Genomic DNA, 14975 nt, shown 5'->3' with positions numbered 1-14975 from the left:
TTCTTTTTTTCCCCAACATTTCTGACAAAAGCTCGAGCACTTTTTCTCAAGGTGTGCGAATTCAATTTGGCCTTTGCGGCCGGCCGTGATCAGAGGTAGCTTGTGTCTTGCACGACAGGAGGTCCTCATCCATGGCGTACGGCTTTCTACGAACTCTGTTCACCCTGCTCCTGGGCCTTATCCCGCTGCTGGCCCGCGGTGCGGATGCACCCGCACCACGCTGGCTTGAACTGCATCTTGGAACCATTGGAGCGGCCTCCGCTGATATATTGAAAAGCTCTCTGAATGAAATCGACCGCGAGAAGATGGATGGCCTTCTCATCGTTCTCGATACGCCGGGTGGATCGCTCGAGGCCACGCGGACCATGGTCCAGGATATTATGGCGGCCAAGGTTCCCGTCGTGGTTTGGGTTGGCCCCGATGGCGCACATGCGGGCAGTGCCGGAACCTTCATCACGCTCGCGGCCCATGTTGCGGCCATGGCTCCAGGCACCAATATCGGGGCGGCGCATCCGATCGATATCAGTGGCCGCGATATCGACGATCAGTCCGACCTGCGCTCCAAGATTGAAAACGATACGGTCGCCTTTATTGAATCGATCGCCGTGGCACGCGGTCGCAACCGTGAGATGGCGGCTTCCTTCGTCAGCAACTCCCTTTCCGTTACTGCAAACGAGGCACTGGAAAACAAGGTGATTGATGTCATCGCCTCGGATGTGACAACCCTGATGAAAACCATCGATGGCCGTGAAGTCAGGATCGGGGAAAGCAAACGCACGCTCCAAACATCCAACGCGGAGCTGCACGCCTTCAAGAAAAATTTCCGTCATCAGCTGCTCGAGATCCTGAGCAACCCCAACCTTTTCTATCTCCTTTTCATCGTCGGCCTTGCGGGACTGGCATTCGAAATCACGCATCCAGGCACCATTGCCCCGGGTGTGATCGGCGCCATCAGTCTTCTGCTCGCTCTTATTGCCTCTTCCATGCTGCCGGTGAACTTCGGAGCCATGCTGCTGATTCTGGCCAGCGTCATCTTCATGGTGGCGGAAATCTTTCTGCCGAGTTTCGGCGTGCTGGGCCTTGGCGGTCTGATCGGTTTTATCACCGGCTCGATCCTCCTGATCGACGACAAGGCCGAGCCCGCCATGCGCATCTCCCGCTGGCTCATCTTTCCGGCCGCACTTTTTCTGGTGGCCTTCTTCCTGGCGCTGGCCTGGCTGATACTCAGGAATATGCGGTCCAAGCCTCAATCCGGAGTCGAAACGCTGATCGGTGCCGAAGTCGAAGCGGTCGAATACTTCGTTGACAGCCACGGCCGCGTTCGCATCTTTGGAGAATATTGGAATGCCACGGAAGTGAATCATCAAACCGTCCAGCCGGGTGACCGGCTTGTGGTGGAAGTGATCGATGGACTCAATCTGAAGGTCAGGCTCCTTCAATCGCCACGAAAGGATTAACCATGGAATTCATGCTGGTACTGCTGGTCATCGGAGTTCTTCTCATCATTAGCGCTTCGGTGCGCATCATCCCCGAGTATCAAAGAGCCATCGTGTTCCGCCTGGGCCGGGCCCTGAGTCAACCCAAGGGCCCTGGGATTATATTTTTGATTCCCGGCGTCGATCGCGTGGAGGCCCGGGTGTCGACCCGGGTGGTGACCATGGATATCGATCCGCAGGATGTCATCACACGGGATAACATCTCGCTCAAGGTGAATGCCGTGGTCTACTTCAAGGTGGTCGACAGCATGAGGGCGATCATCAACGTTGAGAATTATCTCTATGCAACGGCGCAGCTCTCGCAAACCCACCTGCGCTCCGTTCTGGGCGAACACTCTCTGGATGAACTCCTGGCGGAACGTGAGAAGATCAACCTGCACCTGCAGCGCATACTGGATCAAAACACTGATTCCTGGGGGATCAAGGTGGTGGCCGTCGAGGTGAAACACGTCGACCTTCCTCCCGATCAGCAGCGCGCCATGGCCCGCCAGGCGGAAGCCGAGCGCGAACGCCGGGCCAAAGTCATCGCGGCCGAAGGGGAGTTGCAGGCGGCCCAAACACTCCGCAGTGCTGCCGATCTGTTATCCAATAATTACACAGCCTTGCAGCTGCGTTATCTCCAGACCATGGCCGACATGTCAACTTCGAACAACGCAAAAACCATATTCTTTCCACTGCCTATCGATCTGCTCGAAGCCTTTCAAAACATGAGGCCAAAAAAAGAGTGAACTCATGACTTTTACGGGCTCTTCTGCTAGGGTGTTCTCGCCACGGATCCTACGGAGAGCCACGTCATGTCCAATCCCAAACGTCAACCCGAAGCGCCTGCTGCCCAGCTCGATCTGACCAATACGGCCATTGCCTTTGCCTCACTGAGCGACGAGCAACTCAAGCAGGCCATTTTTCTGTTCAAAGTGATTGGCAATCCCCTGGTTGTCAAACTGGGCCCAACCTTCGCCGACCTTTCCCTCAAATTGCGTCTGCCCATTCAAGGGCTGATCAAGAAAACGATCTTTTCCCATTTCTGCGGTGGCGAGACCATTCCGGATTGCCTCCCACGCATCGAGAAACTGGGCTCCAAATCGGTCGGCACCATCCTCGATTTTGCCCGTGAAGGCGGCGGCCAGGACGCGGACTTTGATCTGGTTACCCAGGAAATCATTCGAACCATTGATATGGCTGCGCAGCACCGCAGTCTGATTCCGTTCGCTGTATTTAAACCCACGGGTGTGGCCACGCTCGATCTTTTGGCCAAGCTGGATCGCGGGGAGCAACTGAGCGCGGACGAGCAGGCCGCCTTTGAACGCGTCAAAGGCCGTTTTGAAGCCATTTGCCAGCACGCTGCGAAAAAGCGTGTTCGCATCATGATCGATGCCGAGGAAACCTGGATTCAAAAAACCGTCGATGCCCTGGCCATGGATTTGATGGCCCGATTGAACAAGGAACAGGCGATCGTTTTCAATACCGTTCAGCTTTATCGTCATGATCGTCTGGAGTTTATCAAGGCCTGCCATCAGACGGCCAAGGAGAACGGTTTTTATCTCGGCCTGAAACTCGTGCGCGGCGCCTATTTGGAAAAGGAAAATAATGTCGCCGCTCGGGAGGGACGCCCTTCACCGATCAACCCAAGCAAGGAAGCCACGGATCGTGAATACAATGAAGCCTTGAAATTCTGTGTGGCCCATGTCGATCGCATTGCGATCTGCGCCGGCACGCATAACGAGGATTCCGTGCGTCTTTTGGTTGAACTCATGGCTCAACATCACCTGGCGCCGAACGATGAGCGCATTCACTTTGCGCAGCTTCTCGGCATGAGCGATCACATCAGCTTCAACCTCGCCGCAGCCGGTTACCTCGTGGCGAAGTATGTGCCTTATGGAACCGTCTCGGAACTCCTCCCCTATCTGACAAGACGGGCCCAGGAAAATTCCTCGGTCCTGGGACAAAGCAGTCGCGAACTCGATCTTTTGAATCGCGAATACGCGCGACGTAAAGCCGCAAAAAAATAATCCTTCATCCGCTTTCTTGAAGAGGGCAAGTCTTGCCCTCCTATTCCTACCGACGGCTCGTGTTACACTCTTTACAAGGCTTGCTGGGTTTCGTGCGTCACGAATCGGCTTCGTTTTTCGATTCAGACCCTGCGAAATTCCGCGGTAATTTTCAACAATTACATGCAAGTCTGTGATGCTCCCGGCAAATGTTTAAGGTTTCGATCCAATTCACCGAACTATTTCGTTATAGGAAGGTTTCCCCTGTGCGGGAGGCTTGATTAGAGGTCACCTATGAGATTACGATCTGTTCGCACACGTCTTTTTTTGACAACTCTGCTGATGAGCCTGGCGCCTTCACTGTTTGCCATCGACCTTAAGCCCGAAGAGATTCGCGGCAAAGGTCAACAGTCCCCTGTGACTATTTTACAGAATCGTTATTTTACCAAGGCTCTGCGCCCTGAACTCGGCGTCTCTTACGGAACCATTACCAACGAAGCCTACACCGACACCACACTGTTCGGATTCCGCGGAGCGATGTTCCTGAATGAATGGATCGGGGTCGAACTGCAATCGATGACAGCCAAGGTCGCGGATTCTGATGACCGCAAGGCTTTGCGAAAAATCACATACTATCGCCGTGAACCGGATGGATCCTTTGTCCAGGGGATACTGGACCCCGAGGTGAACGAAATCAAGAAAGTGATGGATGTGAGCGCGATCCTCGCACCCTTTTATGGAAAGCTCAATCTCGCCGACTTCCTGATTGTGTATTCCGACGTTTATTTTACAGCCGGCATGTCGCGCGTCAGCTCGGATCAGGGTGACCTGAACGGCATCAACTACGGGGCTGGCCAACGTTTCTACTGGGCGAAAAATCTTTCGATGCGCATCGACTTCAAAGCGCGCACCTATACGGAAACTCGCAACGGTGCGGACTATCGCAAGAATACATATAGCGTCGACTTTGGTCTGAGCTACTACCTGTTTTAATAATTCTGGCCTTGGGTGGGAGCGTGATGACATTGAAAACGATACATAGCATACTGCTGATGGCCGGGCTGGTGAGTACACCGCTCTGGGCCCAGACCCATAGCGGCCAGTCGGCCCCGCGGAAAGCAGCAGCCAAACAGGTTGTACAGGGTCCATTCAATCCAGCCACAAACAAACGCCTCGCTGTCCTTTTTGATAAATATCGGAAAGGCGAACTGCAGAAGCGTCCTGCCTGGGATGCTCTGGACACCTTTGTTCCGAGGCTCAGCGAGCTGACCCAGGAGAGCCGTATCGCCTATGAACAGGTGCGGGCCGAGCTGCTCTTCCTCGCCGGCTATCCCCTGCTGGCATCCGAGCATGCGATCCGGGCCCTGGGCCTGACTCAGACTCCTTATGATGACAAACATGGGCCGCTCTGGGAGATTCTTTGGAAGACCTCCAAAGTTAAGCCGATTCAGTATATTCTTGAGGAACTCGGAACCAAGCTCGGCCAGCGGGAAGGCAATCCTCCGGCATTTGGCAACAACTGGAACTATATCCTGGCCAATGCTTTTGCCGCGAAGAATGATACCGCGGCGGCGAAGAAAGCCTATGAAAAAATTGTGATGCAGGATCGCTATTTCATGCCGGCTCAGTATCAGCTCGGTCTGATCGCGATCAAGATGAATCAGCCGCAGCAGGCGGAAGCCTATTTCCGTGCGATTCTGAATCCCACGGCCCAGGATCTGGCGGAGCTTCGCCGCTATGAAATGGCGGAAATGCTCAACTACACGCACATGGCGCTGGCCCGGCTCTATTATCAGGAACGCCGCTTCATCGAAGCCGCTCAGGAGTATCGCCTGATCCGCCGCAGCAGCGTGCTCTTCTATGATTCGCTCTTTGAACAATCCTGGGCTCTGTTCATGGCCGGCAGCGTGAAGCATGCCCTCGGCGCCCTTTATTCCGCGCATTCACCTTACTTCCAGGATCGTTTCAATCCGGAAGGCAAGGTTTTGGAATCGATGATTTATTACTGGGTTTGCCGCTACGACGACGCCCGAAATGCCCTGGCGGATTTCGCGGACACCCACCGGGATGCCGTGGCGAACCTCGGGATCTTCCTTGATCGGCAGCGCCTGAGCTCCGAAGCCGCCTATCGACTCTTTGAAAACCTCATCACGGGTGTCTCGGGTGAATCGATCGGGATTCCCATCAACGTGCTGAACACCGCCGCGCAGAGCGACGTCATGCTGCTGGTCCGCGATCAGTATGCGACCCTGGTCGAGGAGTTGAATGCCCTCGAGACCTATGGGATCTATGGTTCCCTGCCGGATATTGAACCGTATCAGCAGATGCTGCTCGGTCGGTCCGCGATCCTGCGCAACGAGATCGGCACCCGCTTCCTCGGTGAGCTGCGCAGCCTCAAGGATCACTTTGACGAACTCTATGACCAATCCCAGTTCCTTTACCTCGAACTGCTCATGAGCCAGAAGGATCAGATCCTGGGCAAGGAGCTGCACGGGGACAGCAAGCTGTCGAAGGTCACGGATAAGGATGCCGTCACCGGCTGGAGTCGCAAGACGCTCAGCTGGGAAGACAATAAATTTGAATACTGGTGGGATGAAATCGGCTACCAGATTATCGATGTCGAACCTGAGTGCAAGCTCTAGCCAACAATGGTTCTGGCAAAGGGGATATCATGAGAATGAAGAACATCACTAGAACGCTGATCGTGCCCATCTTTGCACTGTCGCTGGTCAGCAGCGGATCCGATGGATTGGCTGCCCCCAGGAAAGAAAAAGAAAAAGCCAAAATGGTAAAGGACGCTGCTCCGGCCAAGGGCGACATGAGCAGCTATTTCGCTGAGAATCGGCAGGGCGTTCCCCTGGAAAAGCTGAAGGAAGCGGACGCTCTGCGCATGCAGACCGTGAACAGCATCCACAAGCTTCTCGCCACCCCGAATATGCAGCCGAACCGCAAGTTCGAACTTTACCTGCGCCTCGGTGAACTGCATTCCGAGCGTGCGGAATACATCCGCGACCTCGAAATGAAGGATTACGAAACCAAATATGAAAAATGGAAGAAGACCAAAAAGGGTGCCGAGCCGCAGCTCACCACCAAGGCTTCCCAGGCGGAACTTCTGAAGAGTACCGAAGCCTTCCGCAAACTGGTCAAGGAGTTCCCGAAACATCCCCGTACGGATGCGGCTCTCTACTCGCTGGCCAAGACCATGATGCTCCTGGAGAATGACAACGCGGTTCTCTATTTCAACATGCTTGTGAAGAACCACAAGGATTCCATGCTGCTGGCGGATACCTACCTCGCCCTGGGTGAATTCCATTTCTATAAACATGATATGGAAAAAGCCAAGCTCAACTATAAGAACGCGATGGATGCTTCCAAGGGCAACCCTGACAAGGAAGCCAAGGTTTACCCTTTCGCCGTTTATAAGCTGGGCTGGGCCTACTACAACTCCAAGGTCAGCAGCGACCAGGAGACCATGGAAAATGTGAACAAAGGCATTGCCGCCTTTAAACTGGCCATCAAGATTGCGGAAAAGGACAAGAACAATCCTGGCAACTTCAACCTGCGCCAGGAAGCGATCAATGACCTGATCATGGTCTATGCGGAAACCGAAAAGATTGATGAAGCGATGGACTACTTCTCCCGCATCGGCGAGAAGGAATCCTTCTACGACATGCTGGAACGCCTCGGAAACATCTACGAGGACAACGGAGAGAACAGCAAGGCCATCGACGTCTTCGGTCGTCTTCTGGCGGAATCGCCCACGCGTCCCCGCAACCCGGAAATTCATGCGAAGCTGGCCAAGCTTTATGACACGACCTTGAACTCAGCCGCTCTGATCGACAACATGAAGCGCATGAAAGCGCTGTATGTGGATCCAGGCAGCAAGTGGATTGCCGCCAACGCCACGAAAAAGGATGTGCTGGACGAAGCTGTGGAGAAGACCAGAAAGAACATCCACCGCTTCGGGACCCTTTATCATCAGCAGGGCCAGAAGACCAAAAAGAAAGCCATGCTGGCGACTGCCGCGGAACTTTATAAACTTTATCTGGCCACCTTCCCGAAAACCGAAGAGGCCTATGAACTGCGCTATTACCTTGCGGATATCCACTTCCAATTCGAACAGTTCGAAAATGCGGCGGACGAGTACTATACCGTCACGCAGGAGCGGCCCAAGGATGGCAAGTATCTGAAGGAATCCGCCTTCAACGCAGTCGTGGCGATCAAAAAAATCGACGAAGCGACCAAATATCAGAAGCTGCCGCCACTGGGTCAGGTCTCCAAGCCCATCCCATTGCCACGTGTGAAGCAGAAGATGATCACCGTCATCGACAACTATGCCGCCCTTCTGCCCAAGGAGAAGGAAGGCTTCCCCATGCGCTATACCGCGGCCATGACCTGGTTCGAGTATGGCCACTATCCGGAAGGTCTGAAACGTTTTGAAGAGATCGGTATGGATATCCCGGATACGACCCAGGGCAAGAGCGCGATCAAGATGATCCTGACGTTCTACGCCGAGCGCAAGGACTGGGAAAACCTCGTCAAGTACTCGCGGAAGTATTATGACCACAAGGCGATCGTTGCGACCTCTTTGAAGGACGATCTGATCAAGGCCATGAAAACCGGTGTGTTCAACCTTGGTCTGCAGCAGAACAAGGAAAACAAACTGGCGGAAGCAGCCAAGACTTTCGAATCCTTCCAGGCCCAGTTTCCCAAGGATGATAGCGCGGATGCCGCCCTCTATAACGCCTCGACCGCATACTATAAGCTGGCCCAGGTCGAGGATGCCCTGCGCGTCGGTCACCTGCTTCTGAAGGAATATCCCAAATCCAAGCTGGCCCCCAAGGTCTCGCTGGATATGGCTCAGACCAACGAATCCCTGGCGGACTTTGATCAGGCGGCCAGACTCTACAAGTACTACGGCCTGAACTTCAGCAAGGAAGCCGATTCCGTCAAAGCCCTCTATAACGCGGCCACGCTTTATCGCGGTCTGAAGGACTATCCCGAGTCCATCAGCCTCTATAAGAAATTCATTTCCCTCCATGGCAGGGACAACCTCGCCCGCACGGCCGTACTGCAGATCGCGGAAATGAATGAGCTCAGCAAGAACTGGGGCGAAGCCACCCAGTATTACAATCAGTATGCCGATCTCTGGCCGGAACGCTCCGAGCAGAACCTTGTGGCCCGTGCCCGTCTTGCCAAGATCGCTCTGGTCAGTGGCCACCGCGCCAACGGCCTGAGGGAAATCCGGCGCCTGCAAAAGGATCTGACCGCGAAGAATGCGCCTCCGGCCCTGGAAGCCCGGCGTATCGCAGCGGCCGCCCTGATGGAGGACATCGAAGGTGATTACAAGAACTTTACGGAAATCCGGGTGACGGATGCGGCCCGTATCGAAAAGGAAATGGCGGGCAAGCAGGAAAAACTGGTCGGTCTCGTCCGTCGTTATCAGGAAGTCATCGAGCTTGGCAGCGGGGAACACACCGTGTCCTCCCTTTATCACCTCGGCGTGATGCATGAGAACTTTGCCAAGGTCCTCTTCGATGCCCCGGCTCCGAAAGGCGCCAACCAGAAGGCTATCGACGACTACCGCAGCTCTATCGAGAAGGTGGCGTTCCCACTGCGGGATGAAAGCAACAAGTTCTTTGAAGCGGCCTTCAAGCGTTCGCAGGAGGTTCAGACCTTCACCGAATGGACCCGCAAGGCTTATGAAAAAATGGTGGAACTGCAGCCTGATAAATATCCGGCTGTGGATGAAAAGACTACATCGCCCACGTATATGTCGCACCTCATGGTCTGGGACGAATCCGTCGCTGACCTTGCGAACTGAAAGCTGGAGGAAGCCACTATGAAAAAACTCATCTCCCTCGCACTTCTGGGCGTACTCGGCTTGAATCAGGGCTGCAGCACCACGGGACAGGTCGCCCGGGTCGACAAGGAAAAGCGGAAGTTCGAGCTGCAAAGCCAGGACGATACCAAATCCGCCATGAAAACCAATGAAGAGGGCACGACCCAGACGCTGGTCATGAAGCTTGAAAAGCGTCTGCAGACGAATCCACGGGATCTGAATGCTCATATCAACCTGTCCCAGACTTATCTGGCGATGGGCCGCTATGATCGTGCAGAAAAATCCTGTCGTGATGCCCTGCGCATCGACCCGCGCAATGAACTGTCACGCAAGATCCTCGCGCAAATTTACTATCGTCGTGGCAACCTGGAGATGGCCAACATCATCCTGAACGGCCTCGATGCCATCAACAGCAAGGATAGCCAGATTCTGAATCTGCTCGGCATGATCGCCCTGCGGCAGAACAAGCCTGAATTTGCCCTGCAGGCTTTCCAGGAAGCCCTGAAGAGCAATCCGTCGGATATCGCGGTGCGCATGAACCTCGGCGTTCTTTACGTTCACTATCGCCAGCTGGGTCTGGCCGCCGTGGAGTTTGAGCGCATACTCAAGGTGATGCCGGAGCATCCGGATGCCAACCTGCATATGGCCATCATCGAATCGAATCGCGGCAACCTGGAAAAGGCCGAGGAACTTTATCAAAAGGTGCTCGACATCTCCGCGAACAACCCTGTGGCCATCTTCAATCTGGCCGTGGTGGAGGAACGCCGCAAGAACTTCGACAAGTCCATCGACTATCTGAAACGTTACCTCGATACCGACTTTGCCAAACGCAAGAACAATCAGGAAGTCTTTGCTCTGATTGAAAAGGTGCGTTCGGAAAAGGAAGCCACCACCGGCAAGCGCGTCTCGGATGATGACATCATGAAACTCGCCGCCAAGGCCAAAGCCAACGCCACGGCCGTATCAGCAGCCACCAAGGACAAGGAATTTGTGGACGCTGATCCACGCATTCAGGAAGCGGAAGCCTCGCGTCCGGCTGGGTCCCGGACAACTCAGGCACCCCAGACGGCTCCGACAGAACAGGCGGCTCCGGCTTCTCAGGCGGCGATCAATACCGATGGCACCACCACCACGGCACCGGCTGTCACGGCGGAAAAAGCTCCACCACCCAAAGCGCAACCCAAAAAGAAGAAAACCTATCGCAGCGATGAAGAGGAAATCAATGATCTGGAGAAAATGCTGGAATGAGGCTAAACCATGAGAAAATTACTTTGTTTCACACTGGTTCTGTTTACGGTCAGCATTCAGGCTGCTGAAAAGAAGAAGCCCAAGGAAGGCAATTACACCACGACCATGGACTTTGATTCGTCCATGATCGACGGAAAAATGAAGGCGCCGTCCGGCTTCTTTCTGCAAGGCCGGAATCGTCAAAGTCTGAGTAATATGGTGAAATTGCGGTCAAATTTTAATGGCAAGCTGCGCGACTCCGAAGCCGCTGTGAAAGCTCTCGTCAAGTAAGGTGACTCATGCGTGGAATGATCTGCGGTCTGTTTCTGTTGGCGACGCCGGTTCTGGCTCAGAGCGCGGCGCCGGCTTCGGCCGCTCCCAAATTCAAACTGGAATGCCAGGCAGGCACCAAGGTCACCGGCGCGGTCGATCGCTGGTCACCGCTTTCCACCTGTCCCGGCGGCTATCAGGTCACAGGCCTGAGCCGCATCGATCTCCTCGGCGATCACAATCGTCCAAATCTTCATGTCAATGATTTCGTCTGCGATGAACGGGGCTGCAAGGCCTGGTGCATCGGGGATGGATGCACCGTCGAGGCCCGCTGCTGTCGTGTCACAGAGTAAGGTCGGCCGTCACCTGACGCATGACCTTGCGGAAGGATTCCACGGTTTCCCGCTTCCTCAAATGCTGCCCGCCACTGACCTGCTTGATACCCTGAACATAGACCGCATCGATCAGATTCTGATCTCCGGCATACATCGCAATGCCCAGAACGTGGGATAAAGGCCGCTCCACCAGGCGATCATGGCTTCCATCCAGCACGATCGCATCAAAAGGCTGTCCCAGATCAAAGGCTTCGCCGGTCAGACCGAGAGCCCTGCGCCCGGATGTCTGCACGTGATCGAAAAGAATCTGGCCGGAATCCAGCGCTCCATGCTGACAAAGAAGGTTTCTCTTTTCCATGAACAGGCGATGCACGATCTCCGGATAACGCGCTTCCCCAAAGGGACAGAGGCTGACATGCGAGTCCGTTCCAATGCAGAAGTTTCCACCCTGGTTGAAGTACTCCGGGAAGGGAAAGATGCCATCCCCGAGGTTGCCTTCCGTGGACGGGCAGAGCACGACCGTGGCCTGGGAGGCCACCAGCTTTTTAATTTCCACCGTATTGATATGCGTGGCATGCACGAGGTTATGATGATCCGACAGCGGGACGTTATCGTAAAGCCAATCGACCGCGCGGCAGTGATAGGCCTGTTCAAAAGCCAGCGCATCACTCGACTGTTCGGACACATGAAAATGCGCGGGGCCAAGCGCCCAGTGGGTACCGAGGATGGTTTTGATATCGCGTGGCGGCGCGGCCCGCATCGAATGCACACCGTAACCGACCAGAACTTCGGGATAGAGTTTGCGATTGGCGTTGGCGATATGCTCCAGAAGCCCCAGATACTCATCCGTGTCCTTGCAATAAAAACGGCGCTGACGCGGTTGAATGGGTTTTCCGGGAGCAGCCTGATGATAATAGACCGGCACCAGGGTCAGGCGAATGCCGGCGCGGCGGGCCGCTTCCATAATGGAAATGGAAAGTGTTGCGGGCTGGGCATAGGCATGACCGGATTTATCATGATGCAGATAGTGAAACTCACAGACCGAAGTATAACCATACTCCAGCAGCGACTGATAAAAGCGCGTGGTCAAGTCCAGCAGCTGCTCAGGATCCAGAACCGCCGCGAGCTGATACATTTTCTCGCGCCAGGACCAGAAGTCATCGCTCTCATGTCCCCGCTCCAGACGTTCCGCCATCCCGCTCATCAGGTATTGAAAGGAATGCGAATGCCCGTTGGCAAATCCTGGGAGTAGGTAACCTTCATGTTTTTCCGTGATCGCCTGGGCCGGATGTTCGCTACCGATCGCACTGATGCGACCCAGATCATCCAGGCTCACAAAGCAGGGTGTGATCCACTCGTCCTGAACATAGCCCGCCTTAAATTGCAAAACCTGAGTCATGGCATGGTCTCCAATACTGCGGACAATTCCAGGAGGGCCGTTTGCAGAAGATTTTGCACCTTCGCGCTTTTTACCGCATCGAGGCGGGAGCGTGCCTCATTCATATACACGTCCTGCGACATCTCCAGCTGCAGCGCGTGAACACGGTTCGCAGGATTGCCAAAGGCGCGCGTGATCTGTCCGCCCTTGAACGGCTGATTATAGGTGATCTGATAAGGCGAGTTTTTCAAAACCCGCAGGAGGGTTTCACTCAAACGATGATCCGCACTGGCTCCCTCGCGATCCCCGACGATCATGTCGGCAAAAGGATCCTTGGCCAGGGAAGGAACCGAACGTCGAATCGAATGCGCATCAAAAAGCAGCACATGCTTGAATTTTTTCTGTGTGTTCAGAAGGAGCTGCTGCACGGCCGCATGATAAGGCTGATAGTAGAGGCGGGCGCGACGCTCACGCTCGGCAGCATCCGGCCGGCGATCCGCTTCATAGAGTTCCACCCCATCAAAGGTGGTCAGCGGCATGGCATCGGTCTGTCGCCTTTGGTCCGTATAGAGCGCCGGGCCTTCCATAGGGCGGTTCAAGTCCACCACATAGCGGCTGAGTCGGGCATGAATCATGGGGATGCCCAGACTTGTGCAGAATGCATAAAGTTCCGGAACAAACCAGTCGGTATCCGGCAATTGTTTCAATATATCGGGTCGCAGGGTTTGAGCCACTTCATCGGGCACTTCGGTCCCGGCATGAGGAACGCTTACGATGATGGGCTTGAGAGCAGCCTCAGTGGACCTGAGATGATAAATGGGGAAAGACATAACGGGCCTCGGCTTCGGAGGAACTTTTTGAGGTCCTATCTTAGCGCGAGGCCCAGGAAGATTGCAAAGGCTAACACCGATCGAGCCTTAGGGGCTTATAACCATTTGGTCTCAAGCTCTTTTTTGGTGAGGGGATAGGTCTTGTGCAACTCCGCCAGGACTTCCGATGCATTTTCGACTTTACCTCCACGTCCCATCACTTCCAGTTGCTCGGCCAATTTCATCATCATCATGGCACCCAGGTTGCCTGAAGTGCCTTTGAGAGCATGGCCGGAACGTTCGAGCTTCACAGGATCCTTGGCTGCAACGGCCGTATCAAGCTCGGCCAGCAGTGCAGGACAACGCTGGAAGAAAATATTGAGCAGCTCCTTAAAAAAGTCATCCTCATCATCGGGCTCAGCCAGATTTTTGATGGCCTGAAGTTTCTGCGCATCAATAATCGGCCAGGCTTCATCCAGCTTGGGAGCTGCACCCATATGGTTTTCCTTCCAGCGATCGATCAGGACGCAACATCAAGATGCTGCTGACCTTGACCAAGGTATTTAAGGTAGAAGCCGACACCGTATTTGGTTTCGATCACGACATTGTCCGACACATCCTTAAGGAGCTGGCGAACAGCGTGAAGCTTCCGGTGCAGGGCGTTGTCGGTTACCTTGATCTGACCCCAGCAGCGCATTTTCAAAGCATCCTTCTCGACGATCGCGCCTTCCGTATTGGCCAGGCAGGCCAGAAGGTTGACTTCGATAGGGGAAGCAAAGCGCTTGCCCGAGGGACCTTCGACCGTGCGATGGGCGGAGTCGATGGTAATATCGCCGAATTCCACGACTTCCTTGGCTGCTTTTTGGGCGGCATCCGCCATGCGGAGTTTGAAGCGGGCATCCACTTCATCAGGAATCAAGGGCTTACGGATAAAGTCATCCGCTCCGGAGTTCAAGGCTTTGACAATGCTGGTTTCCGCGGGGGTGCCCGTGATCACCAGAATTGGGCAGAAAGGCCATGCAGCGCGCAGATTGGGCAAAATATCCAATCCGGTCCGGCCATTACCCAAATGGATGTCAATAAAGACTGCGATGGGGTGCAGCTCGTCCACCTTGGCCAGCAGCTCTTCAGGATCCTTCATCCCAACGGTGCGAATTTTCGTCGACCGTTCGATGATCTGATGCACCATGACATCATCGTCCAGGGTAATCGTGTACGTATCACTTGGGTTGCCTTTCATGTCCGCATCCTTCACTTAGGGCGTTGAACCTTTTTCTAAGTAAAGAATCGGTGTGGACCGGGCAATTTTTAACCTGCGAAAGTTTTTTCCCAGGAAGAAAGTTCCTCCTTGAGCGTAAGATCTCTAAATTCTTACAGAAATAGAATCCAGGAATTTTTTGCCCAGGAGCTAAGTGGGCAGGTATTTCACTCCACGCGGCGTTCCGAAAATGCCTTCCCGAAGGATTCGCCAGGCGAAGTTCTTCTAAAGAACTGACAAAACTGAAATTTTTTGAAAAGCGAAAAAATGGCCAACCGGGGCTTGACTACGCAATCATGACTCAGCTATAACCCAGTCAACCCGGCACTCCCGGGGTTCTGCTGCTCCTGCTGTTGTTGCTCTTACTGCTGT

Annotated in this window: 13 protein-coding genes; 9 read left to right on the top strand and 4 right to left on the bottom strand. The window is 54.4% G+C overall.

Annotated elements, in window-relative coordinates; translation table 11 throughout:
• Positions 1-131: 131 nt before the first annotated feature.
• The 9 genes from OLTU_RS03000 (at position 132) to OLTU_RS02960 (ending at position 11176) form a co-directional block, all read left to right on the top strand.
• Positions 132-1457 (top strand): NfeD family protein, encoded by a 1326-nt coding sequence (locus OLTU_RS03000; RefSeq protein ID WP_141731278.1) that lies wholly within the window; start codon positions 132-134, stop codon positions 1455-1457.
• A gap of 2 nt (positions 1458-1459) precedes the next feature.
• Positions 1460-2224, top strand: a complete 765-nt coding sequence (locus tag OLTU_RS02995) for a slipin family protein (protein ID WP_141731277.1) — start codon at positions 1460-1462, stop codon at positions 2222-2224.
• A 66-nt stretch (positions 2225-2290) separates the two neighbouring features.
• Positions 2291-3505: a proline dehydrogenase family protein gene (locus tag OLTU_RS02990; protein ID WP_141731276.1), complete on the top strand. Its 1215-nt coding sequence runs from the start codon at positions 2291-2293 to the stop codon at positions 3503-3505.
• Positions 3506-3778: 273 nt separating this feature from the next.
• A complete protein-coding gene (locus OLTU_RS02985; RefSeq protein WP_141731275.1) occupies positions 3779-4477 on the top strand; it encodes an outer membrane beta-barrel domain-containing protein in 699 nt (232 codons plus the stop codon).
• A gap of 26 nt (positions 4478-4503) precedes the next feature.
• Positions 4504-6126 (top strand): hypothetical protein, encoded by a 1623-nt coding sequence (locus tag OLTU_RS02980; RefSeq protein ID WP_218109806.1) that lies wholly within the window; start codon positions 4504-4506, stop codon positions 6124-6126.
• 29 nt (positions 6127-6155) lie between these two features.
• Entirely contained in the window at positions 6156-9308 is a 3153-nt protein-coding gene (locus OLTU_RS02975; RefSeq protein ID WP_141731273.1) for a tetratricopeptide repeat protein, read from the top strand.
• Between the two features lie 18 nt (positions 9309-9326).
• Positions 9327-10574, top strand: a complete 1248-nt coding sequence (locus OLTU_RS02970; RefSeq protein WP_141731272.1) for a tetratricopeptide repeat protein — start codon at positions 9327-9329, stop codon at positions 10572-10574.
• A 9-nt stretch (positions 10575-10583) separates the two neighbouring features.
• Positions 10584-10844 carry a hypothetical protein gene (locus tag OLTU_RS02965; RefSeq protein WP_141731271.1) on the top strand — a complete coding sequence of 87 codons (261 nt, stop codon included), beginning with the start codon at positions 10584-10586 and terminating at the stop codon, positions 10842-10844.
• A gap of 8 nt (positions 10845-10852) precedes the next feature.
• Positions 10853-11176 (top strand): hypothetical protein, encoded by a 324-nt coding sequence (locus OLTU_RS02960; RefSeq protein ID WP_141731270.1) that lies wholly within the window; start codon positions 10853-10855, stop codon positions 11174-11176.
• Here OLTU_RS02960 and hutF read toward each other — a convergent pair.
• The 4 genes from hutF to OLTU_RS02940 all read right to left on the bottom strand — a co-directional run bounded on the left by hutF (position 11166) and on the right by OLTU_RS02940 (position 14585).
• Positions 11166-12557: a formimidoylglutamate deiminase gene (hutF, locus tag OLTU_RS02955; protein WP_141731269.1), complete on the bottom strand. Its 1392-nt coding sequence runs from the start codon at positions 12555-12557 to the stop codon at positions 11166-11168. The genes OLTU_RS02960 and hutF overlap by 11 nt on opposite strands.
• Entirely contained in the window at positions 12554-13366 is an 813-nt protein-coding gene (locus OLTU_RS02950) for an N-formylglutamate amidohydrolase (protein WP_141731268.1), read from the bottom strand. The genes hutF and OLTU_RS02950 overlap by 4 nt, the downstream gene beginning before the upstream one ends.
• A gap of 95 nt (positions 13367-13461) precedes the next feature.
• Entirely contained in the window at positions 13462-13842 is a 381-nt protein-coding gene (locus OLTU_RS02945) for an Hpt domain-containing protein (RefSeq protein ID WP_141731267.1), read from the bottom strand.
• 23 nt (positions 13843-13865) lie between these two features.
• Positions 13866-14585 (bottom strand): response regulator transcription factor, encoded by a 720-nt coding sequence (locus OLTU_RS02940; protein ID WP_141731266.1) that lies wholly within the window; start codon positions 14583-14585, stop codon positions 13866-13868.
• Between the last annotated feature and the right edge of the window lie 390 nt (positions 14586-14975).

This window comes from Oligoflexus tunisiensis, assembly GCF_001748245.1.
Taxonomy (GTDB): Bacteria; Bdellovibrionota_B; Oligoflexia; order Oligoflexales; family Oligoflexaceae; genus Oligoflexus; species Oligoflexus tunisiensis.
This window is presented reverse-complemented; position numbering and strand designations above follow the sequence as displayed.

What these genes read in the sequence shown, in the direction of transcription:
- OLTU_RS03000 (WP_141731278.1), top strand. Translation starts at nt 132, where the DNA reads ATGGCGTACGGCTTTCTACGAACTCTGTTCACCCTGCTCCTGGGCCTT.
- OLTU_RS02995 (WP_141731277.1), top strand. Translation starts at nt 1,460, where the DNA reads ATGGAATTCATGCTGGTACTGCTGGTCATCGGAGTTCTTCTCATCATT.
- OLTU_RS02990 (WP_141731276.1), top strand. Translation starts at nt 2,291, where the DNA reads ATGTCCAATCCCAAACGTCAACCCGAAGCGCCTGCTGCCCAGCTCGAT.
- OLTU_RS02985 (WP_141731275.1), top strand. Translation starts at nt 3,779, where the DNA reads ATGAGATTACGATCTGTTCGCACACGTCTTTTTTTGACAACTCTGCTG.
- OLTU_RS02980 (WP_218109806.1), top strand. Translation starts at nt 4,504, where the DNA reads ATGACATTGAAAACGATACATAGCATACTGCTGATGGCCGGGCTGGTG.
- OLTU_RS02975 (WP_141731273.1), top strand. Translation starts at nt 6,156, where the DNA reads ATGAGAATGAAGAACATCACTAGAACGCTGATCGTGCCCATCTTTGCA.
- OLTU_RS02970 (WP_141731272.1), top strand. Translation starts at nt 9,327, where the DNA reads ATGAAAAAACTCATCTCCCTCGCACTTCTGGGCGTACTCGGCTTGAAT.
- OLTU_RS02965 (WP_141731271.1), top strand. Translation starts at nt 10,584, where the DNA reads ATGAGAAAATTACTTTGTTTCACACTGGTTCTGTTTACGGTCAGCATT.
- OLTU_RS02960 (WP_141731270.1), top strand. Translation starts at nt 10,853, where the DNA reads ATGCGTGGAATGATCTGCGGTCTGTTTCTGTTGGCGACGCCGGTTCTG.
- hutF (WP_141731269.1), bottom strand. Translation starts at nt 12,557, where the DNA reads ATGACTCAGGTTTTGCAATTTAAGGCGGGCTATGTTCAGGACGAGTGG.
- OLTU_RS02950 (WP_141731268.1), bottom strand. Translation starts at nt 13,366, where the DNA reads ATGTCTTTCCCCATTTATCATCTCAGGTCCACTGAGGCTGCTCTCAAG.
- OLTU_RS02945 (WP_141731267.1), bottom strand. Translation starts at nt 13,842, where the DNA reads ATGGGTGCAGCTCCCAAGCTGGATGAAGCCTGGCCGATTATTGATGCG.
- OLTU_RS02940 (WP_141731266.1), bottom strand. Translation starts at nt 14,585, where the DNA reads ATGAAAGGCAACCCAAGTGATACGTACACGATTACCCTGGACGATGAT.